The organism is Enterobacter asburiae (assembly GCA_011754535.1).
Taxonomy (GTDB): Bacteria; Pseudomonadota; Gammaproteobacteria; order Enterobacterales; family Enterobacteriaceae; genus Enterobacter; species Enterobacter cloacae_N.
The window spans coordinates 3,347,133-3,367,355 of the sequence record JAAQVN010000001.1; the positions used below are offsets into that span (position 1 = coordinate 3,347,133).

Annotated in this window: 19 protein-coding genes; 5 read left to right on the top strand and 14 right to left on the bottom strand. The window is 60.0% G+C overall.

What is annotated here, in order from left to right; all coding sequences use genetic code 11:
* Window positions 1–25: 25 nt before the first annotated feature.
* The 4 genes from HBM95_15730 to tctD all read right to left on the bottom strand — a co-directional run bounded on the left by HBM95_15730 (window position 26) and on the right by tctD (window position 4,059).
* Window positions 26–1,225: a nicotinamide mononucleotide deamidase-related protein YfaY gene (locus HBM95_15730; GenBank protein NIH44377.1), complete on the bottom strand. Its 1,200-nt coding sequence runs from the start codon at window positions 1,223–1,225 to the stop codon at window positions 26–28.
* Window positions 1,226–1,318: 93 nt separating this feature from the next.
* Window positions 1,319–1,858: a hypothetical protein gene (locus HBM95_15735; GenBank protein NIH44378.1), complete on the bottom strand. Its 540-nt coding sequence runs from the start codon at window positions 1,856–1,858 to the stop codon at window positions 1,319–1,321.
* Window positions 1,859–1,988: 130 nt separating this feature from the next.
* Window positions 1,989–3,398 (bottom strand): sensor histidine kinase, encoded by a 1,410-nt coding sequence (locus HBM95_15740; GenBank protein ID NIH44379.1) that lies wholly within the window; start codon window positions 3,396–3,398, stop codon window positions 1,989–1,991.
* A complete protein-coding gene (gene tctD, locus HBM95_15745; GenBank protein NIH44380.1) occupies window positions 3,385–4,059 on the bottom strand; it encodes a transcriptional regulator TctD in 675 nt (224 codons plus the stop codon). Before tctD ends, HBM95_15740 begins: the two co-directional genes overlap by 14 nt.
* A gap of 141 nt (window positions 4,060–4,200) precedes the next feature.
* Here tctD and HBM95_15750 point away from each other — a divergent pair, with 141 nt between their 5' ends.
* Genes HBM95_15750 through HBM95_15760 form a run of 3 tightly spaced genes read left to right on the top strand, consistent with a single transcriptional unit; the run spans window position 4,201 to window position 7,150 of the window.
* Window positions 4,201–5,181, top strand: a complete 981-nt coding sequence (locus tag HBM95_15750) for a tripartite tricarboxylate transporter substrate binding protein (GenBank protein ID NIH44381.1) — start codon at window positions 4,201–4,203, stop codon at window positions 5,179–5,181.
* An 11-nt stretch (window positions 5,182–5,192) separates the two neighbouring features.
* A complete protein-coding gene (locus HBM95_15755) occupies window positions 5,193–5,624 on the top strand; it encodes a tripartite tricarboxylate transporter TctB family protein (GenBank protein NIH44382.1) in 432 nt (143 codons plus the stop codon).
* An 11-nt stretch (window positions 5,625–5,635) separates the two neighbouring features.
* A complete protein-coding gene (locus tag HBM95_15760; protein NIH44383.1) occupies window positions 5,636–7,150 on the top strand; it encodes a tripartite tricarboxylate transporter permease in 1,515 nt (504 codons plus the stop codon).
* Here HBM95_15760 and menE read toward each other — a convergent pair whose 3' ends face one another.
* From menE to HBM95_15800, 8 genes are all read right to left on the bottom strand, one after another.
* Window positions 7,151–8,512, bottom strand: coding sequence for an o-succinylbenzoate--CoA ligase (menE, locus tag HBM95_15765; GenBank protein ID NIH44384.1), 1,362 nt, complete (start codon window positions 8,510–8,512; stop codon window positions 7,151–7,153).
* Window positions 8,509–9,474 (bottom strand): o-succinylbenzoate synthase, encoded by a 966-nt coding sequence (gene menC, locus HBM95_15770; GenBank protein NIH44385.1) that lies wholly within the window; start codon window positions 9,472–9,474, stop codon window positions 8,509–8,511. Before menC ends, menE begins: the two co-directional genes overlap by 4 nt.
* Window positions 9,474–10,331, bottom strand: coding sequence for a 1,4-dihydroxy-2-naphthoyl-CoA synthase (menB, locus tag HBM95_15775; protein ID NIH44386.1), 858 nt, complete (start codon window positions 10,329–10,331; stop codon window positions 9,474–9,476). Before menB ends, menC begins: the two co-directional genes overlap by 1 nt.
* Complete coding sequence (gene menH, locus HBM95_15780; GenBank protein ID NIH44387.1) at window positions 10,328–11,104, bottom strand: 2-succinyl-6-hydroxy-2,4-cyclohexadiene-1-carboxylate synthase; 777 nt, start codon at window positions 11,102–11,104, stop codon at window positions 10,328–10,330. The genes menB and menH overlap by 4 nt, the downstream gene beginning before the upstream one ends.
* Window positions 11,101–12,771 carry a 2-succinyl-5-enolpyruvyl-6-hydroxy-3-cyclohexene-1-carboxylic-acid synthase gene (gene menD / locus HBM95_15785; protein ID NIH44388.1) on the bottom strand — a complete coding sequence of 557 codons (1,671 nt, stop codon included), beginning with the start codon at window positions 12,769–12,771 and terminating at the stop codon, window positions 11,101–11,103. Before menD ends, menH begins: the two co-directional genes overlap by 4 nt.
* 88 nt (window positions 12,772–12,859) lie before the next feature.
* On the bottom strand, window positions 12,860–14,155 hold the full coding sequence (menF, locus tag HBM95_15790; protein NIH44389.1) for an isochorismate synthase MenF: 1,296 nt from the start codon (window positions 14,153–14,155) through the stop codon (window positions 12,860–12,862).
* A gap of 85 nt (window positions 14,156–14,240) precedes the next feature.
* Complete coding sequence (gene elaB / locus HBM95_15795; GenBank protein NIH44390.1) at window positions 14,241–14,546, bottom strand: stress response protein ElaB; 306 nt, start codon at window positions 14,544–14,546, stop codon at window positions 14,241–14,243.
* 53 nt (window positions 14,547–14,599) lie between these two features.
* Window positions 14,600–15,061, bottom strand: a complete 462-nt coding sequence (locus HBM95_15800) for a GNAT family N-acetyltransferase (GenBank protein NIH44391.1) — start codon at window positions 15,059–15,061, stop codon at window positions 14,600–14,602.
* A gap of 71 nt (window positions 15,062–15,132) precedes the next feature.
* Between HBM95_15800 and rbn the strand changes: the two genes are divergently transcribed.
* Entirely contained in the window at window positions 15,133–16,050 is a 918-nt protein-coding gene (gene rbn, locus HBM95_15805; GenBank protein NIH44392.1) for a ribonuclease BN, read from the top strand.
* 64 nt (window positions 16,051–16,114) lie between these two features.
* Complete coding sequence (locus HBM95_15810; GenBank protein NIH44393.1) at window positions 16,115–17,119, top strand: chemotaxis protein CheV; 1,005 nt, start codon at window positions 16,115–16,117, stop codon at window positions 17,117–17,119.
* Window positions 17,120–17,210: 91 nt separating this feature from the next.
* On the opposite strand, the gene nuoN is transcribed toward HBM95_15810, so the two are convergent.
* Entirely contained in the window at window positions 17,211–18,668 is a 1,458-nt protein-coding gene (gene nuoN, locus HBM95_15815; protein ID NIH44394.1) for an NADH-quinone oxidoreductase subunit NuoN, read from the bottom strand.
* Window positions 18,669–18,674: 6 nt separating this feature from the next.
* The gene (gene nuoM, locus HBM95_15820) at window positions 18,675–20,204 is read right to left on the bottom strand and encodes an NADH-quinone oxidoreductase subunit M (GenBank protein ID NIH44395.1); all 1,530 of its coding nucleotides are present in this window, start codon (window positions 20,202–20,204) and stop codon (window positions 18,675–18,677) included.
* Between the last annotated feature and the right edge of the window lie 19 nt (window positions 20,205–20,223).

Consider the following 20,223-nt stretch of genomic DNA (forward strand, 5'->3'; position numbering starts at 1 on the left):
GGGGCGAAAGGCCCCGGCACAGGCGTTACTCAACGAACAGCGACTCGACAACGTTAATCCAGCCGTGCTCGCTGGCAACCTCTTTGCCGTTGAGCCAGCGGCGCAGCATGTTCAGCGCCATCATGGCGCACACCTCCTGACGCACCGCCAGGCTGTGGCGGGTGATGCTCATTTTCACCCGCAGCGCCCAGGTGCCTTCCGGCGTCGCCAGCGCGAAGTTGAGGTATTCCTCATCCAGCCCGCCGACAAACAGCGCCAGACCGGCAAAATGCTTCACCCTTCTCTCGGAAGCCCAGCGGGCGGTTTGCGCCAGGGTCTCCTGCTGGAACGGCACCACTTCGCTGGCGAGCAGCGGCGCGTTGACGCGCGACAGCTGCAGCGCCAGCAGGCCACCGGTGAACTGCTCGCTTAGGGTCACGCTGAGCTGGCGAGTCTGGAGATGTTTTGCAATCTGAACGGGTAACCCTTCCGTCCCTTCAAAAATCAGGCTTTCGCCCGCCACGCGCTGCACCTCGGGCCACAGGGCCAGCATCGCCTCTTTCTGCGCAGCAGGTCCTGTTAATTTGAGTTCAATGATCGGCATAGAGGAGCGATAGCCCATGGACACGCCCGGCGGCAGCGGGAGGCGATCGAGGCTCTGGGCCAGATCGCTTTCCGAGCGGCCAAAGGTCGTCAGGCGCAGGCACAGCGGAGGTTCTGGCAGGGTAAAGCGAGCGCGAAGCCGCGGCAGGATCTGCTGTTCGACCATCACCTTAAATTCGGAAGGTACGCCCGGCGTGAAGAACATCAGGCAGCGGTTCAGCTGCATGGCGAACCCGCATGCGGTACCGACCGGGTTATCAACCAGCTCGGCGCTGGCGGGAATTTCAGCCTGTTTGCGGTTGCTGGGGGCCATGACGCGGCCACGTTCGGAGAAGAAGTGCTCCATCTGCGAAAGCCACGCCTCGTGCAGCACCAGCCCTTCGCCTTTTGCGGTCGCGGCGGCCAACGCGCTGAGATCGTCACCGGTGGGGCCAAGCCCGCCGTTCACGATCAGCACGTCGCACTGTTCGCTGCGCTCGCGCAGAATAGCGACCAGCGACTCAAGATTGTCGCCCACGGTATTGCGGCGCGTTAACGGTAATCCTTGCTCAAAGAAAAGATCGGCAAGCCAGGCAGCATTGGTATCGATAATCTGTCCATGCAGCACTTCGTCGCCGGTGGATAACATCTCCACGTTAATCATTGTGTTCTCCCGCTTATTTGGTCAAAACACTATAGCGCAAACGTGGAAGGGAGATGAGAGAAACTGGCGCGACGGAACGCCGCGCCGGAACGATTAGAAGCCTGCGCTCACGCCCACATACGGGCCATCAGCCAGCGCGTTATCGCGGTTACCGTCTTTACCGGCCAGGTTCAGATAACGATAACCCGCTTCGAGGGTAATCGGACGCATGATGGTCCAGCGCGCGCCGGCGTTGGCTTCTTCATAGCTGTCGATGCCGCTGGAGAGAGAGTCCGGAGAGTAGTAGTACTCACCAAACAGGCCAAAGCTGTCGCCAATTTTCCACTGCAGGCCGCCGCCCACAGCCGCCGCATACCCTTCATCACCGTCGTTCGGGTTGGTATAGATACCTTTACCACCCACGGTGGCCAGGAATGGGCCAAGAGGAATGTTCAGACCGAGGCCGAGGCTGGCCGCATCGCCGTCGTCGTCGTTGTGGGTCCAGCCGCCGGTCATCGCCAGACCGGAGGTTTCAGTACCCATGCCAAAACCGAGGTGGGTATAGTCCTGACCCGCCGAACCATTAACACTAATGGCGTTAGCCGCCGCAGATACAACCATCAGGCCGAGGCCCAGTAATGCCACTTTTTTCATTGTCGCGATCCCGCATAATTATTATAGAGAAGTCCCAAAACCGCGAGATTTTAACCTGAGTCTCCCGGGGATCAAGCACTCTGCGTGCGGCGGACAGGAAGATTGTAACGATTTGAAACCTGCGGCTTTTTTACGTAAGCAGCAGAAAGCGCATTTTGACGCACAGGCCGCCCAGCGTTCCGCTGCGGGTCAGCTGCAAATGACTGCGGTGAAGCCGGGCGATGTCCCCCGCCAGCGCCAGTCCAATCCCGGAACCGGAGGCGTCCCCGACGTTGTCCAGCCGGTGGAACGGCAGCATCGCCTGGTAGATCTGATCCTCTTCGATGCCGGGTCCGCTATCCTCAACGCTCAGCTCAACGGCACCGCCGTCCACGCGCAGGAAAACGGTCACGGTCCCGCCTGCAGGCGTATATTTAATCGCGTTCTCCAGCAGGTTGGCGCACAGCTCGCCCAGCAGAACGTCATCGCCTTCGATCATCACCGGCTGCTGTACGCCGTCATACCCTAAATCGATCGCCTTGCTCCGCGCCTGCGCCAGCCGGGAGAAGCAGCAGTTCTGCACCACCTGAACCAGATCCACGGGCGTAAACTGACGCTCCCCCTGCTCTTTGCCCTTCACGGCTGAAAGCTGCAGCAGCCGCTCGGTGAGCACGATAGTGTCGTCCAGGGTGGCATTCATTGCCCGCAGGCTCTCCTGCCACAGAGCGGGATCCTGGCGAGTGAGGGCGACGGAGACCTGCGTTTTAAGCACCGCCAGCGGGGTTTTGAGCTGGTGCGACGCATCCGCGTTAAAGCGTTCCTGCCGCGAAAGCACGCCGCGCAACCTGTCGATATAGCGGTTAAAGGCAACAATCAGCAACCGGGTCTCCGACCAGGGCAGCAGCTCAGGCAGGGGCGCGAGCAGGCCCGGCTCGCGACGCACCATCAGAGACGAAAGCTGCCGCATTGGGCGCAGCACGCGGCGCAGCAGCCACGCGGTCAGCACCAGCGTCAGCAACACCAGCAGCCCCTGCGAGACCCAGGATGAAAAGAGCAGCTGGCTGGCGAGATAGCGGCGGGACTGGAGCGTCTCCGCGACGTAAATCTCCGCCATGCCAAAAATATTATCTTCATTTACGGGCTGCAGCAGACGCGCCACCCGAATCGCCTGGCCGCGATATTCAGTGTGGTAAAACCAGGCCAGCGCCGGGTAGAGGGTGGTGCGCGACGTCGCAGGCGGCATCTTCGGCAGATCGTCATAGCCGGAGATCACCCGGCCATCGGGGTCGACCACCTTATAGTAGAGCCGGTCGTTCATGTTGAGCTCAAAGCTGTCGAGCACCACCCAGGGCACGTCCACCGCCAGCCTGCCGTTGTGCACCTCCAGCCGCTCTGAGATGGTGCGAGCAGAAGATAACAGCGTGCGGTCGTAAGCCTGCGTGGCCGCCTGCAGCGCGCTGACGTAGCTGTTAAAGGCCGACAATCCCCACAGCAGCAGCAGCGGCAGGCCAAGGAAAAGCAGCAGCTGCAGGTAGAGCGACTGCGGCTTAACCCACCTCATCGCCGCACTCCAGCACGTACCCAAGCCCCCGCAGGGTGGTGATCCGCACGCCGCTGCCGGCCAGTTTCTTACGCAGGCGGTGAATATAAAGATCGATGCTTTCAGGGCTGACGTCGTCGTTAAGGCTGAATACCTGGTCGAAAAGCTGCTGACGTGAAACCGGACGGGTCCGGCGGTGCATCAGCACTTTCAGCAGGGAGAGCTCGCGCGGCGTCAGGGAAAGCGGTTCATCGCGCAGCAGGAAAAAGCCCTCGTCGTCATACTCCAGCTCCCCAAGGCGCTGGCGCTCCTGCGTCCGCCCCTCGCTTCGGCGCAACAGGGCGCGCAGACGTGCGTCAAGCTCCTCCAACTCAAACGGTTTTGGCAGATAGTCGTCTGCCCCGGCGTTCAGTCCCTTCACCCGATCCGCCACGTTGCTTCGGGCGGTAAGAAACAGCACCGGCAGCGTCTGCCCCCGTTTTCTGAGGCGATGGACCACTTCGAGACCGTCAAAACCGGGCATGCCGATGTCCAGAATAGCAACCGCGTAATTTTCACCCTGCAGCAGATGGTCGGCGGCGCGCCCGTCGGAGACGCAGTCCACGGCAAAGCCTTCCTGCACCAGCGCTTTCTCCAGCCAGTGAGCCAGCTCACGATTATCTTCTGCCAGTAAGAGACGCATGTCACATCCTGTAAAGTTGGTTCCCCATTGAAAGGGAAATGAAAGGTTATTGTTTTAACAATCACGCAACGGAACCGCTACAAGGTGGTTCACATAATCAGAAAAAAGACCCATACCCGTACCCCGGCGTGAGGATAAACGATGAAAAAACAATTACTTTCTACCCTTGCTGCAAGCGTATTGCTGTTGAGTACCTCTGTCGTTCAGGCCCAGGACGCTCCGTCCCGTACCGAATGTATCGCCCCGGCCAAGCCGGGCGGCGGCTTCGATCTCACCTGCAAACTGATTCAGGTTAGCCTGCTGGAGACGAAGGCCATCGAGAAACCGATGCGCGTCACCTACATGCCCGGCGGCGTGGGCGCGGTGGCCTATAACGCCATCGTCGCACAACGACCCGCAGAAGCGGGAACGGTGGTGGCCTTCTCCGGCGGCTCGCTGCTGAACCTGTCGCAGGGCAAGTTTGGCCGCTACGGCGTGGACGACGTGCGCTGGCTGGCGACCGTCGGCACCGACTACGGGATGATTGCCGTACGTGCCGATTCCCCGTGGAAATCCCTGAAAGATCTGCTGACCGCTATGGAAAAAGATCCGAACAGCGTGGTGATTGGCGCAGGGGCGTCTATCGGGAGCCAGGACTGGATGAAAGCGGCCCTTCTCGCCCAGCAGGCAAAGGTTGACCCGCACAAGATGCGCTACGTGGCCTTTGAAGGCGGCGGCGAACCGGTCACGGCGCTGATGGGCAACCACGTTCAGGCCGTTTCCGGCGATCTCAGCGAGATGGTGCCGTACCTGAGCGGGGATAAAATCCGCGTGCTGGCGGTCTTCTCAGAAAACCGACTGCCGGGGCAGCTGGCGAACGTCCCGACCGCCAAAGAGCAAGGTTATAACCTGGTCTGGCCAATCATCCGCGGGTTCTTCGTCGGGCCAAAAGTGACCGATGCCGAGTACCAGTGGTGGGTCGACGCGTTCAACAAACTTCAGCAGACCGAAGAGTTTAAGAAACAGCGCGATCTGCGCGGGCTGTTTGAGTTTAACCTGACCGGTAAGCCGCTTGATGAGTACGTGAAAAAACAGGTGAATGACTACCGCGAGCAGGCGAAAGCCTTTGGCCTGGCGAAATAAGCGGAGGCGCTATGAGCGATCGTATTTTTGCCGGGATATGGCTGCTGCTCTGCGTTGGCGGGATGTTTGTCGCCTGGCAGATCCACAGCGAATACAGCTATGAACCCGTGGGGCCCCGCCCCTTCCCGATGGGCATCGTCGGCCTGATGCTGCTCTGCTCGGTGGCGCTGCTGCTTCGCCACCCGGATACCGTCGAGTGGCCGCCGCGTCGCATTCTGCAGCGTCTGCTGGTGATGGTGATCGTGCTGCTGATGTATGCCTGGGGCTTTGAATGGCTCGGCTTCCCGGTGGCAACAGCTATCCTGACGATGGTCATCGGCATGCTGTTTAACGCCACCCTCCCCGCGGCGGGGATCTCTGGCGTGGTGATGGGGATTTTACTGTGGTATGCCTTTGACCGCCTGCTGGACGTGACCTTACCGCTCGGCGCCTGGCTTAATTAACGGAGCACGCTATGGATACCTGGATTTACCTCTCGCAGGGGTTCGCCGTGGCGATGACCCCGGAAAACCTGGTGATCGCCCTGATAGGCTGTTTCGTGGGGACGATTGTCGGCCTGCTGCCGGGCCTTGGGCCGATCAACGGCGTGGCGATTTTACTCCCGCTGGCGTTTGCCCTGCATCTGCCTGCGGAGTCGGCGCTGATCCTGCTGGCAACGGTCTATATCGGCTGTGAATATGGCGGACGCATTTCGTCAATCCTGCTTAACGTGCCGGGGGATGCGGCGGCGATCATGACCGCACTGGACGGCTACCCGATGGCGCGGCAGGGACGCGGCGGCGTGGCGCTCTCCATCTCTGCGGTCAGTTCATTCTTTGGCTCAATGATTGCCATTGGCGGCATCATTCTGTTTGCGCCTGCGCTGGCCCAGTGGTCTCTGGCGTTTGGTCCGGCAGAATATTTTGCCCTCATGGTGTTCGCCATTGCCTGCCTCGGCAGCATGATGGCGCAAAATCCGCTGAAGTCGTTTTTGTCCGCGCTGATTGGCTTAGGGTTAGCCACCGTCGGCGTGGATGCTAACACCGGGGTTTATCGCTTTACCTTCGACAGCGTTCACCTGTCCGACGGCGTGCAGTTCATCGTGGTCGTGATCGGCCTGTTCTCTGTGTCTGAGATCTTACTGATGCTGGAACATACCAGCAGCGGGCAGACGCTGGTGCGCAAAACCGGCCGGATGCTCTTTAGCGCTAAAGAGGGCGCGCAGTGCATCGGCGCCACGCTGCGCTCGTCGGTGATTGGCTTCTTCGTCGGCATCCTGCCGGGCGCCGGGGCCACTATCGCCAGTGCCATCACCTACATGACCGAGAAGAAGCTCAGCGGCAACAGCGACAGCTTTGGTAAAGGCGATATTCGCGGCGTCGCCGCGCCTGAGGCGGCTAATAACGCCTCGGCATGTGGCTCGTTTATCCCGATGCTGACCCTGGGCGTGCCGGGTTCCGGCACCACGGCGGTGATGATGGGCGCGCTGACGCTCTATAACATCACGCCCGGCCCGGCGATGTTTACCGAGCAGCCCGATATTGTCTGGGGGCTGATTGCCGCACTGCTGATCGCTAACGTGATGCTGCTGGTAATGAATATCCCGCTGATTGGGCTGTTCACCCGCATGCTAACCATTCCCCTGTGGTTCCTTGTGCCCGCCATTGCCGCCGTCTCTGCGGTGGGGGTGTACGCGGTACACAGCACCACGTTTGACCTGGTGCTGATGGTGGTCCTGGGCGTGTTCGGCTACATCTTGCGAAAAATGCACTTCCCGATGTCACCACTGATTTTGGGCTTTGTGCTGGGTGAGATGCTGGAGCAGAACCTGCGCCGCGCCCTGTCCATCAGCAATGGCAATGTGTCGATACTGTGGGACAGCAGCGTCGCGAAGGTTCTGTTAGCGCTGGCAGTAATGGTGATTGTGGTGCCGCCGGTGTTGCGCCTGCTGCGTCGTCGCCAGCGCAAACCGGAGCCGGATATCGGCTAACTACACGGACAGCTGGGCATTCACCCACTGTTTTAACGCCTGGCGGGAGATCTTAATCCCGCCATTTTTTAGCTCAGCCGGCAGCACCAGCCAGTGAACAGGCTGCTCAAAGCGTGCCAGCCTGCCCTGTACCCAGGTCGGGAGACGGGTGATATCCGTTCCCGGCTCGCACTCCACCACCGCTACCGGGCGCTGTCCAAACTCGGCGTCATCCAGCGGGACGATAAACACCTGGTTAATCTGCGGGTGCGCGGCGATAACGCGCTCCAGCGATTCCGGCTGGATCCCCTCTCCTCCGCTGAAAAAGAGGTTGTCCATGCGGCCTAAAATCGTCAGACGGTCGCCATGCCATTCCCCGCGATCGCGGGTGGCGAACCAGCCCTGCGCGTTGGTCAGCGGAATTAGCGCGCCGTCCCGCCAGTAGCCGGAAGCCATGCTTTGCGCTTTGATCCAGACTTCACCGTTAACGACCTGCACCTCTCTGCCCGGCAGCACACAGCCCACATCCGGATCGCCGTCAGCCTCTTTTGCGCAAACGGTAGAGGCAAACTCGGTCAGGCCGTAGCCGCAGTACGTCCGAATCCCCTGCTCCCGGGCCTTTTGGGTCAGCGTCACGGGAATGGCCGCCCCGCCAAGCAAAACCGCTTTCAATGCGATGTGGCTTTCGCTATTCAGCAGACGCCAGAGCTGGGTCGGCACCAGCGAGGCGTGGGTGCAGCCGCGCAGCGCCTGCTCCAGCGGCTGCTTCTCGCGCACGGTCAAGCGCGCACCGGCCTGCAGCCAGCGCCATAAAATCCCCTGGCCGGAAACGTGAAACAGCGGCAGCGAAAGCAGCCAGTCGTCGTTATCTCCGTAAGGCATCAGCGACAGCACGCCGCGAGCGCTGGCAAGATGGGCGTCGCAGGTATGCACCGCCGCCTTCGGCAGCCCGGTGGATCCGGAAGTCAGCGTCATGGAGGCCAGCCGCGTCGGTTGCCACGCAGCGCAGTACGTATCCGCTGGCTCGCGCATGCTCAGGGCATGAAGACCGTCGTAGCGGCCATCCAGCACCAGCGCAAAGCGCAGCGTCATCTGCGGGATCAGCACGTCAAGCAGCGGACGCGGCAGCTGCGGATTAACGGGAAGAATACGCGCCCCGCACTGCAGCAGCGCCAGCCATGCCAGCAGCGTTTGCGGGTGGTTATAGGCCAGCAGCAGTACGCCGTCGCCCTCCGCCCCCCCCTGCTGATGAAAGCCTGCCGCAAGGCGGTCGACGCGCGCGCACAGCTGGCGCCAGGTGAGCGCTTCGTCATTCAGCCTCAGGGCCGGTTTATCGGCAAAACGCGCGCACCAGTGCCGCCAGGGCCAGTCGGTAAAGCTCATAGCAACGGCTCCAGCGCCTCTGCGTCGAGGCACGGCAGCGCGCTGTCCGGCCACGTGCGGATAAGCTGCGCCTGCATCAGATTAAGCGTGTCGAGGCCAGGAACCGTGTCCGGCGTTAGCCAGGCGGCAATGCGCGCCAGCTGACTCAGCCCAAGGCTGGACTCAATCGACGAGCTGATCACCGCCGTCAGCCCCAGCGCGTGCGCCGCCGCGACCTGCTCGCGCACCTTCGCCAGGCTGCCGGTCAACGTTGGCTTAATCACCACCGCGCTGACGCCGGGCTCGGCGACAAATTCAAAATCGTCCTCGCGCAGGCTTTCATCCCAGGCGATAGCAATCCCCGTGTCGCGGGCAAAGGCGCGCGAATCATCGCGGGTTTTGCACGGTTCTTCGAGGAAGGCAATGCGGCTGCGGTACGCCGGGTTGACGTACTTCGCGAACTGCTGCGCCTTAAGCGGCGTCCAGGCGCGGTTGGCATCCAGACGCAGGTGCAGATCGGGGATTGCTTCCAGCAGCAGGTTAGCGACCATTCCGTCGCGCACCGCTTCGTAGAGACCGACTTTAATTTTCGCCACTTTCTCGCCCGGCATGGCGGAGAGCTGCGCGAACAGCTCGTCCGGATCTCCCGTGCAGAGCGGTGCCGCGCGGTAATTAGCCTCTTTCGGCAGGCTGCCGTCCAGCTCCGCCAGCGCACAGCTGATACCAAACGCCGCGGAAGGCGCGTCCGGCAACGCCAGGTTTGTGCCATCACGCCACGCCTTTGCCCACGTCAACAGCGCAGCCTGCGCGTCATCCAGCGACTCCAGGCTAAAACCCGGCAGAGGCGAAATCTCGCCCCAGCCTTCCCGCTCGTCCTGCTGCAGATGGACGAAGAAGCCGTCACGATTTTTTAACCGCCGTTCACGCAGCACCACGCCCGCGTCCATCGGTATCTGCCAGCGGTAAACCTGCGCGCGACGCATTACGGGTTCCGTTTGTATTTGCTGAAGTCCGGCTGGCGTTTTTCGTTAAACGCGTTGCGTCCTTCCTGACCCTCTTCAGTCATGTAGAACAGCATGGTGGCGTTGCCCGCCAGCTCCTGCAGGCCCGCCTGACCGTCGCAGTCGGCGTTGAGCGCGGCCTTCAGGCAGCGCAGCGCCATCGGGCTGTTTTGCAGCATTTCGCGGCACCAGCGCACGGTCTCTTTTTCGAGATCGCCAATCGGTACCACGGTATTGACCAAGCCCATATCCAGCGCTTCCTGAGCGTTGTACTGACGGCACAGGAACCATATTTCGCGAGCTTTTTTCTGCCCGACGATGCGCGCCATATAGGACGCGCCCCAGCCGCCGTCGAAAGAGCCCACTTTCGGGCCGGTCTGGCCGAAGATGGCGTTTTCCGCGGCGATAGTCAGGTCACACATCATGTGCAGCACGTGGCCGCCGCCGATGGAGTAACCCGCTACCATCGCCACCACCGGTTTCGGACAGGTGCGGATCTGGCGCTGGAAATCGAGCACGTTCAGGTGGTGCGTACCCGCATCGTCCTGATATCCGCCGTAGTCGCCACGCACTTTCTGATCGCCACCGGAGCAGAAGGCTTTCTCACCTTCGCCGGTCAGCACAATCACGCCGATGCTGTCGTCGTAGCGCGCATCCGCCAGGGCCTGAATCATCTCTTTGACGGTCAGCGGACGGAAGGCGTTACGCACCTGCGGACGGTTGATGGTGATTTTGGCAATGCCGTCGGTGGATTTGTGGTAACGAATGTCGGTGTAGCCTTCGGAGCAGTCCTGCCATTCAACCGGCGCATAAAGCATATGTTCATCAGGATAGATCATAGAGTGTCCTTTATTCGAAGACGCAGTATCTGAGCCAGACTCGCGGCAACCGCGTCGGGGTTTTCCCGGTGGGCGTTGTGTCCGGCGTTGGGAATCGCATGGCGAACGGCGTCCAGCTCAGCGGCCAGGGCCGCGAACTTCTCATCCCGTTCACCATAGAGATAGTCAAAAGGGAAATTGCATACGCTAATCGCGGCACGCAAATCGGGCTGCACGGCCAGCGATGTTGCGTCGAGCATCTTCGCCAGCGTCGCGCCGTTGTTCTGGCTGCGCAGGGTAACAAGCGCCTTGCGCTGGTCGTCTGTGAGGGAAGCAAACACGGGCTGTTGATACCAGTCGGTAAAAACCGTTTCCAGCGGTTCGGTGCGAAAACGCGTTGCCCAGCGATGGTCGGATAACCGCCGCGCAGTGCGCTCGTTCTCATCCTGCAGGCCCGGATGCCCACCTTCAACAATCACCCCAAGCAGCCCCTTCGGCTGCTGGCAGGCATGAAACATCGCAATGCGGCCGCCGAGGGAGTACCCCACCAGCCAGAAGTTTAGTATGTTGTAACTAAGAAGGGTTCGGGTGAGCAAATGACTCATCTCATCGAACCCCGTCACGGTTATCTCCCCTGACTCACCGTGGCCCGGCAGGTCAAGATAGAGCCGGGGATACTCGCTGAGCGTCTTCCCGACATCCTGCCACTCGCGGCAGTCGCCGGAAAAACCGTGCAAAAAGACCAGCCAGGGATAGCCTGGCTTTCCGGCCTGCTGCACGCCCGAGAGGATCACAGCTGGCTCACCTGCGCCAGCAGGCTTTGCAGGGTCTGCGCGCCGTCGGCCTCGTTCACCACCAGCTCAATCAGCGTCGCGCCCGGCTGCTTCCAGGCGGTGCTTAACGCCGCATCCAGCTGTTCCCAGCTTTCCGGACGATGGTATTTCAGGCTAAACATCGCCGCGGCGTGTTCAAACTGCACGTTCTGCGGCATCAGATAGAAGCGCTCGCGCTCGCTCTGGGGCGTCGGTAACAGGGAGAAGATCTGCCCGCCGTTATTATTGACTACAATCAGCACAAACGGTGCGGATGCCTGACGCAGCAGCGCCAGCGCGTTGAGATCGTAGAGCGCCGAAAGATCGCCCACGATCGCCAGCGTCGATTTCGCGCTGGCGCGCTGCACGCCTGCCGCCGTCGAGATCAGCCCGTCGATGCCGCTGGCACCACGGTTGCTGTAAACCGGATAGCCCGCCGGCAGCTTCGAAAAGGCGTCAATCAACCGCACGACGAGGCTGTTACCGACAAACAGCTGGCCCTGTTCAGGCAGGTACCGGCGAATACGGTGCGCCAGCCCGGCTTCGCTGAATGCCTCACAGCGCGCTTTGGTGATTTCCCACGCCTGACGCGACAGCTCCGGGATCGCCACCGCCCAGGGCTGACGTTTTTCCGCCGGGTGCAGTTCCAGCCAGCTGTCAATTTCGCTCACCAGACGACGGCCGCGATGGTGCGCCGGGTCGAGCCGCCCTTCCAGCGCGTCCACCACCCAGTACTCTTCAGGCGTGCAGGTCGCCTGCCACTGCAGCAGACGTTTGCCGGTAAGGCTTGCGCCGATCTGGACCACAATCTGCGCCTGTGAAAGCTCAGTAACCGCTTTCGCGTTACCCAGCCAGAGATCGGCGCACGGCAGCGGCTGACCGGTCTGGGAAAGCACGTCGCCAATCAGCGGCCAGCCAAGGGTTTGCGCCCATTCGGCGACCCGCCTGCCTTCGGCGGCGCTCATGCGCCCGGCGATGACCACGCCGCGCTTCTGCCGCCAGAAGAACCAGTCGCGCTGCTTCGCGCTCTCAAGATGCGTCTGCTCGCGCAGCCACGGCTTTTCGCTCTGCCACCAGTCGCCGAGTGACTGCTGCCAGTCAATACCGGTATCGTCCAGCTCCCCGTAAAGCGGTTCGGCAAACGGGCAATTGATATGCAGCGCCCCGCTGCGCAATGTTGCCATGGCGTGATCGACGGTGGAGACCAGCCAGCTTGCCGGAATATCCTTGGTAGGACGCGGTAACGAAACCGTCTGTGAGGGATGCGAAGAAAAAAGTCCCGGCTGGCGTATGGCCTGATTGGCGCCACAGTCGATTAGCTCAGGCGGGCGGTCGGCCGTCAGCAGGATCAGCTTTTCACCGGTTAACCCGGCTTCAATCAGTGCCGGATAGAGGTTCGCCACGGCGGTACCGGAGGTGACGATCACCGCCACGGGTTCTTTGCTAACCTTCGCCAGCCCGAGCGCGAGATGGCCAAGGCCGCGTTCGTCAAAATGGGTGTGGTGAATCAACGCCCGGTTTTCAGCGGCTGCCAGCGTCAGCGGCGTTGAACGAGAACCCGGTGCAATACACACGTGCCTGACGCCATGGCGCGTCAGGGCTTCAAGGATCACCGCCGCCCAGCGTCGGTTAAAAGAACTTACTGACATGAGATTGTCCGGTATCAAGAATGCGACACAGTATAAATAATAGAAAAAATTGGAATTTTGATATGAATCGGGATTGCGCGAATCTGTATTAATCCCTTAGGAGCAGAGAGCGCAATCCGGCGGCTTTGTTTTCAATCTCCTGCCACTCCTGCTCCGGGTCAGACCCGCTGACAATGCCCGCCCCGGCGTAGAGCCGCAGGGCGTCTTCCCGGACGCGCGCCGAGCGCAGCGCCACGCAGAACTCGCTTTGCTCGGGGGATAAATACCCGGCTGAACCGGCGTACCACTCGCGGTTGAAGGGTTCTACGTGCTGTATAAACTCACGCGCAGGTTGTCGCGGTAGCCCGGCTACCGCCGCCGTCGGCTGGAGCACGTGCAGGCACAGCTCATCGTCGGCCTGCTTAAGCTCGGTCCAGATACAGCGGCGTAAGTGCTGAACTTTACGCAAGCGGACGACCTGAGCCGGCAATACCTCCAGCGTCTGCGTATGGTGCTGAAGACGCTGGCAGATATCTTCCACCACCAGCATATTTTCGCGCTGGTTTTTATCGTCATTCAGCAGCCACTCGCCGAGACGCTGCGCCTGCTTATCGTCAGTATGGCTGGCAACGGTACCCGCCAGCGCTTCGGTGCGCAGCAGCTTGCCGCGCCGCCGCCAGAGACGCTCTGGCGTGGAGCCGAGAAACGCATTGCTGGCGTCGAATATCATGCAAAAATGATAGCAGTTTAAATTCAAGGCGCGGCTGGCGGCCATCAGCGCGACGGGGTTAACGCGCTGTTTACACTGCAAATCGGTTGCACGGGCGAGAACCACCTTTTCGAAATCACCGCGTGCAATCGTCTCTGTCGCTTTGCCGATAAGGCTAAGCCATTGCGGTTTTTCCGGATGATGGGTTTCGCGCTCAACCTGCACGGAGAGCGGGCGGATAGCCCGGGCAGGAAGCAGTTGCTGTAAGAACGCCCGCGCGGTGCGGGCGTCGTCCTCAAGCGAGCTGTCGCTCCACAGCTGCAGGCGCAACGTGGCGTGGCCAGCGGTACGACGCCACAGCAGACGCGGTAAAAAGAGGCTGCCCTGCTCCGGGTTAAACGCGTTCAGGCCGCAGATACGGGTATCTTCAGGCGCGTGTTGCGCGCGCAAAAACTGCGAGGCTAACGCCAGAGAGGAGAATTGGGTGACCGCTCCCAGCGCGGCCAGCTCTTCATCGCCGTTACGCTGTTGCCAGTAAAACTGCGGATAGCACTGCTGCTCGCCCAGCCAGGCGAGGGGATCGAAGGCATCGTTTAACGGGAAAGAGACGTCGAATTGACGCAGACCGGATGTTGCAGGTAACGCTTGCGCAAGCTGGGTACGCAGGTGCTCCAGCGCGAGGAAAATCGAATTCACGCGAACCTCTCCCTGTTAAAACCTCATATTATACGGGGTACCATAAGAAATATCAGTACCCACGTATAGGGAGTGGTTAAGCGCCTTAACGACGGGCCAGCAGCAGCCCCAGCACCAGCCCTACGGCTGCCCCCACCCCAATGCCCTGCCACGGTTTTTCATGGACGTAGTCATCGGCACGATAAACCGCTTTTTTGGCGCGGTAGTAATACGTATCAGACGCATGGCTGACGCGGTTTTTAACGTCGTGGAGCGCCTGCTCTGCACGGGCTTTCAGCTCGATATATTTCTGATCGGCAGGGTCGCCTGAGGAACGTAACACCTCTTCCAGCGTTTCGCTCAGTAAGGTCAGGTCGTCGTCGATACGGGTATCCCAGGATTGAAATGACATATTTTTCTCCATGTTAGTACACCAGTCCGCTAACTATAGACAACGACGCGCCATTACGCCTGTTTCGCTTCGCGCGCCATGCCGATGTGCGGAATACCGTCTTCGTCGTAGATGTCGGTGACCGGCATAAAACCGAAATGACCGTAGAAGGATTGCAGGTGCGCCTGCGCGCCCAGGTATAACGCCTTGTCCGGCCACTGTTTTTGGCACGCCTCCAGCGTTTTTTCCATCAGCCGATAGCCCAGCTTTTCACCGCGCGCGTTACCGCTGACGATAACCCGACCTATCGCGACGGGCTCGACATCGTCCTCGCTTTTCAGAATCCTCGCATACGCCACCAGCTCGCCATCCTTCCAGCCAAGGATATGGCGGTTTTCGCCAACGAGGTCATCGCCGTCGATGTCCTGATACGGGCAGGTCTGTTCAACCACAAACACTTCGCAGCGCAGTTTAAGCAGCGCATAGAGCGAATGAACGGTGAGCTCACTATGATGTAAATCTTGCCACTGGATCATCTCTTTCTCCTTCCTGGGGTTCATCACGTTATACTAAACCCCTCCCCGTTCGGCAAAGGGCTGATTGCGTTATGGAACTGATTTTTCTGGGTACGTCCGCTGGCGTGCCAACCCGCTCACGAAACGTGACGGCAATTCTGCTGGATCTTAAGCATCCCACCCGCGGCGGGCTGTGGCTGTTTGACTGCGGTGAGGGGACGCAGCATCAGCTGTTACATACCTCGTATCACCCCGGCAAGCTGGACAAAATTTTTATTACTCATCTTCATGGCGACCATCTGTTTGGCCTTCCCGGCCTGCTGTGCAGCCGCTCTATGGCCGGTAACGCCAACCCGCTGACGATTTACGGGCCTGCGGGTATTCGTGAATTTGTTGAAACCACGCTGCGCCTGAGCGGGTCGTGGACCGATTATCCGCTGGAGGTGGTTGAGATTACCGAAGGCCAGGTATTCGATGACGGAGATTATCGGGTTAGTGCTCAACCGCTCAATCATCCTGTGGAATGCTATGGCTACCGTGTTGAAGCGCATGACAAACCCGGCGCGCTGGATGCCGCCGCGCTGATGGCCGACGGCGTAAAACCCGGTCCGCTGTTCCAGCGACTCAAACAGGGCGAGACCGTCACGCTGGAGGACGGACGCGCCATCAACGGCCAGGATTATCTCTCCGCACCGCAGCCAGGCAAAAAACTGGCGATTTTTGGCGATACGGCCCCCTGCCCGACGGCGCTCACGCTTGCCCGGGGCGTGGACGTGATGGTGCACGAAGCCACGCTGGAGACGGCGATGGAAGAGAAAGCCAACGGCCGCGGCCACAGCTCAACGCGTCAGGCGGCGCAGCTTGCCCGTGATGCGGGTGTAGGGAGACTGATCGTCACTCATGTTAGCTCCCGCTACGACGCGCGGGGGTGCGCAAGCCTGCTGGCAGAGTGCCTGGCGGTGTTCCCGGCGTGCGAGCTGGCCGAAGATTTCGCTAAGGTCAGCGTTTAACCCTTCATTTTTCTCTCAGAATGCCGATAACGATTAAAAGGTCAGCATTTCTCTCGAGGGTAGAATGGATAATTTCCAGAAAGATATTGATGACAGGGCGAATCTCACCCTGTCGAACCGTTTTGAACTGTTGCTGTTCCGTCTTGGCACCTCTCTGAACGAAAATAAATCCGAGCTGTTTGGCATTAACGTTTTTAAGCTGCGTGAAATTGTGCCGATGCCGGAATTCACAAAACCCGCCGGGATGAAATCACCGCTGATGGGGATGGTGAATATACGCGATCAGGTGATCCCGGTGATCGACCTGGCCGCCGTGGCGGGCTGTAAGCCCACCACCGGGCTGAACATCCTGCTGATCACCGAATACGCCCGCAGCGTGCAGGCCTTTGCCGTGGAATCGGTTGAGAACATCATGCGTCTGGACTGGAAGCAGGTGCACGCGGCGGAAACCGCCGTCAGCGGCCGCTATATCACCAGCATTGCCTGCCTCGATGAGAAAACGGATACCAACGATCTGGCGATGGTGCTGGACGTTGAGCAGATCCTGTATGACATCACCCCGGCCAATCACGATCTGCACGCGACCAATCTGAAGACTACCAAATTCAACATCAAGCCGGGTTCGGTCGCCATTGTGGCGGAAGATTCCAAAGTAGCGCGTTCGATGCTGGAGAAAGGTCTGCAGGCGATGGAGATCCCGGCGCAGTTGCACATCACCGGCAAAGACGCGTGGGAGAAAATTGGCGTGCTGGCCGCTCAGGCGCAGGCTGAGGGTGTGCCGATCACAGACAAGATCGCCCTGGTGCTGACCGACCTCGAAATGCCGGAGATGGACGGATTTACGCTGACGCGCAAAATCAAAACCGACCCGGTCCTGAAAGATATTCCGGTGGTGATCCACTCGTCCCTTTCCGGCAACGCTAACGAAGATCATATTCGCAAGGTGAAGGCGGACGGGTATGTGGCGAAGTTTGAGCTGAACGAGCTGTCGTCGGTGATTGAAGAGGTGCTGGACCGCTCGATGAAGAAGATTGACGGGCCGTTGATTAGCAGGAAACAGCTGGCTTAAGTCCTGTGCGGGCTGGTGCCCTCACCCCATCCCTCTCCCACAGGGAGAGGGCGCAAACCATAAAAAACCCGCCAAGGCGGGTTTTTTGTTTTTACATTAATGGCATCGCTCGCTGCACAATATCAATCAGCGGCTGCGGATAGATACCGAAGATCAGCACCAGCAGCGCGGAGATGAGTACCACGATCCCCCCGGCGCTGTACTGCCAGTTGGATGGCGCATCACGGTTGAGCTGCTGAGGCGCACTCAGATACAGGCTCACCGCCACGCGCAGGTAGTAGTAGAGGCCAATCGCGGAGCCAATCACCACGCCCGCAGTCAGCCACCACAGGTGCGCCTGCACACCGACGGCCAGCACGTAGAACTTACCGATAAAGCCCAGCGTCATTGGGATACCTGCCAGAGAGAGCATCATCACGGTCATCACCGCGGACAGGATCGGACGGTGCCAGAACAGACCACGGTAGGAGAACAGTGAATCGGCATCCGGGCCACGGTACGGGCTGGACATCAGGCTCACCACGCCGAAGGCGCCGAGGCTGCTGAACAGGTAACCTGCCAGATACACGCCCACAGCTTCCATTGACATCTCACCGCTCTGCAGCGCAATCAGCGCCACCAGCAGGTAGCCCAGATGAGAGATGGACGAGTAGCCCAGCAGACGCTTGATGTTGGTCTGGCTCAGCGCCATCAGGTTACCGAAGATGATGGAGACGAACGCGATAATGCCCAGCACCACGCGAACCGCTTCGCTGTCACCGACCGGCGCGTACAGGAACAGACGCATGACCACACCGAAGATAGCGATTTTGCTCGCCGTCGCCAGGAAGGTCGACACAGGCGCCGGAGCGCCCTGGTAGACGTCTGGCGTCCACAGGTGGAACGGAACCAGAGAGAGCTTGAAGCCGAGGCCAACGATCATCATGCCCAGACCCGCCAGCAGCAGCGGCTCATGCAGCATGCCGTCACCGAGGCTCTTGCCGAGCGCCATGAAGGAGAGGTTACCGGACTGCGCGTACAGCAGCGCAATGCCAAACAGCAGGAACGAGGACGCAGCAGCAGACAGAATGGTGTACTTGATGCTCGCTTCCAGAGAACGCTTCTGGCGGAAGGCGTAACCAATCAGGCCGAACAGCGGCAGTGAGATCAGCTCAATACCGAGGAACAGCGCGGCCAGGTGGTTGGCATTCGCCAGCAGAATGCCGCCCAGTGCGGCAATCAGAACCAGCAGGTAAAACTCTTCTTTGTTGTCGTTGTAGCCTTCAAGCCACGGGTACGCAAAGGTACAGGTCGCCAGGCTCGCCAGCAGCACCAGACCGGTGTAAAGCATGGCATAGCCGTCAACGCGCATCAGCGGGGTGACGTCCATCGCCCCGCCCTGGCCAACAAACCAGAGAGAGACTAACGCGGCGTTCAGTCCGATGACCGACAGCGTGGCATTCAGGAAGTGATTGCGTCGCCACGCAATGGAGAGCATCACAACCACCACCGTCAATCCGACGATCAGCAGCGGTAGCAGCGCGATCAGTTGTTGTGGAGTTATTGTCATGGCGAATTACGGCCTTGTAGTAGAAGCAGAATTAACAAACCACTGCTGGATGTTACCCATCGCGCTGTGCGAGGTATCCAGAATCGGCTGCGGGAAGAACCCCAGCAGCACCAGCAGTACGACCAGCAGCAGGATGATGAACAGCTCGCGCAGCGACATCCCCGGCAGTTCTTGAGCAGCAATTTCGCTCTTCGCTTTACCGAAGTAAGCGCGGTGCAGCATCGCCAGCGAGTATACGGAAGCGAACACCAGACCAAAGGTGGAGATCACGGTAATCACCGGTACCACTTTGAAGCTGCCGAACAGAATCATAAATTCGCCGACGAAGTTACCGGTACCCGGCATCCCCAGGGTAGCCACCGCGAAGAACATGGACAGCGCTGGCAGCCACTTAATTTTGCTCCACAGACCGCCCATCATACGCATGTCGCGGGTATGCAGACGTTCGTACAGCTGACCGCACAGGATGAAGAGGCCGGCTGCGGACAGACCGTGCGCAATCATCTGGATCACCGCGCCCTGGTACGCCAGTTGGCTGCCGGTGTAGATAGCAATCAGCACGAAGCCCATGTGGGAAACGGAGGTGTAGGCAATCAGACGCTTGATGTCGTACTGCGTGAAGGCCATCCACGCGCCGTAGAAGATACCGATTACGCCCAGCCACATGGCGATTGGCGCGAACTCTGCGGAAGCATTCGGGAACAGCGGCAGTGCGAAGCGCAGCAGACCGTAGGCCGCCGTTTTCAGCAAGATGCCCGCCAGGTCAACGGAACCCGCCGTTGGTGCCTGAGAGTGCGCGTCTGGCAGCCAGCCGTGCAGCGGAACCACCGGCATTTTCACCGCGAAGGCGATGAAGAAGCCCAGCATCAGCAGGTATTCAACGCCGTGGGACATTGGCGTCTTCAGCAGATCTTCGTAGTTGAAGGTCCAGGTGCCGGTCGCGCTGTGGTGAACAAACACCAGCGCCAGAATCGCAATCAGCATCACCAGACCACTCGCCTGGGTATAGATGAAGAATTTGGTTGCCGCCGTGATACGCGTTTTACCGTCGGACGCCTTGTGGCCCCACAGCGCGATCAGGAAGTACATCGGCACCAGCATCATCTCCCAGAAGAAGAAGAACAGGAACATGTCGATGGCAAGGAACACGCCGATCACGCCGCCCAGGATCCACATCAGGTTCAGGTGGAAGAAGCCCTGGTATTTTTCGATTTCTCGCCAGGAGCAGAGTACCGCCAGAACGCCGAGCAGACCGGTCAGCACTACCATCAGCAGCGACAGACCGTCAATCGCCAGGTGGATGGTGATACCGAAACGCGGGATCCACGGCAGGATAAACTCAGACTGCCACTGCGGAATGCCCGCAGACTGGGTCAGTGAGTAACCGCCCTGCAACCACAGTTGCAGGCCAAGCGCGAGCGTCAATCCCATGGTGATCAGCGCGATCCAGCGCGGCATCTTCACGCCAAAGCGTTCAGTCTGCCAGCACAGGAAGCCGCCGATGAAGGGAATTAATATTAGCCAGGGTAGTAACATGGCGATTTACATTCCTTTT